The sequence below is a fragment of the Lutibacter litoralis genome (genome assembly GCF_014646675.1).
Classification (GTDB): Bacteria; Bacteroidota; Bacteroidia; order Flavobacteriales; family Flavobacteriaceae; genus Lutibacter; species Lutibacter litoralis.
The window spans coordinates 323-1,545 of sequence record NZ_BMNS01000020.1; the positions used below are offsets into that span (position 1 = coordinate 323).

The following is a 1,223-nucleotide window of genomic DNA, read 5'->3' on the forward strand; positions in this document are numbered from 1 at the left end:
GTTAGACGAACGGTCTGGAAAGTCCGACGATACAGGGTGATAGTCCCGTAGTTGACGACGTGTGTTCAGTGAAATCGAGTAGGGCGGGACACGTGATATCCTGTCTGAATATGGGGGGACCATCCTCCAAGGCTAAATACTACTGACTGACCGATAGTGAACCAGTACCGTGAGGGAAAGGCGAAAAGAACCCCTGTGAGGGGAGTGAAATAGAACCTGAAACCGTGTACGTACAAGCAGTAGGAGCAGGCTTTGTCCTGTGACTGCGTACCTTTTGTATAATGGGTCAGCGACTTATATTCAGTGGCAAGGTTAACCATCTAGGGGAGCCGTAGGGAAACCGAGTCTTAACTGGGCGTTCAGTCTCTGGATATAGACCCGAAACCAGGTGATCTAGCCATGGGCAGGTTGAAGGTTGAGTAACATCAACTGGAGGACCGAACCGACTAATGTTGAAAAATTAGCGGATGACTTGTGGCTAGGGGTGAAAGGCCAATCAAACCTGGAGATAGCTGGTTCTCCCCGAAAGCTATTTAGGTAGCGCCTCGGACGAATACTACTGGGGGTAGAGCACTGTTAAGGCTAGGGGGTCATCCCGACTTACCAACCCTTTGCAAACTCCGAATACCAGTAAGTACTATCCGGGAGACACACGGCGGGTGCTAACGTCCGTCGTGGAGAGGGAAACAACCCAGACCGCCAGCTAAGGTCCCAAATTACTACTAAGTGGGAAACGATGTGGGAAGGCTCAGACAGCCAGGATGTTGGCTTAGAAGCAGCCATCATTTAAAGAAAGCGTAATAGCTCACTGGTCGAGTCGGCCTGCGCGGAAGATGTAACGGGGCTAAGTAGTAAACCGAAGCTGCGGCAATGTGCTTTTGCACATTGGGTAGGGGAGCGTTCTGTAAGCGGTTGAAGGTGTGTGGTAACGCATGCTGGACGTATCAGAAGTGCGAATGCTGACATGAGTAACGATAAAGGGGGTGAAAAACCTCCTCGCCGGAAGACCAAGGGTTCCTGTCCAACGTTAATCGGGGCAGGGTAAGTCGACCCCTAAGGCGAGGCCGAAAGGCGTAGTCGATGGGAAACGGGTTAATATTCCCGTACTTCTTACAATTGCGATGGGGGGACGGAGAAGGCTAGGTGGGCCTGGCGACGGTTGTCCAGGTTCAAGTGCGTAGGCTTAAGAGTTAGGTAAATCCGGCTCTTTTTAAGGCTGAGAC

General features: G+C 51.5%; 1 rRNA gene (cut by a window edge). It reads left to right on the forward strand.

Annotated elements, in window-relative coordinates:
- Positions 1–1,223 (forward strand): 23S ribosomal RNA (locus tag IEW75_RS15640) (its annotated part extends 306 nt beyond the left edge of the window); the annotation flags it as partial.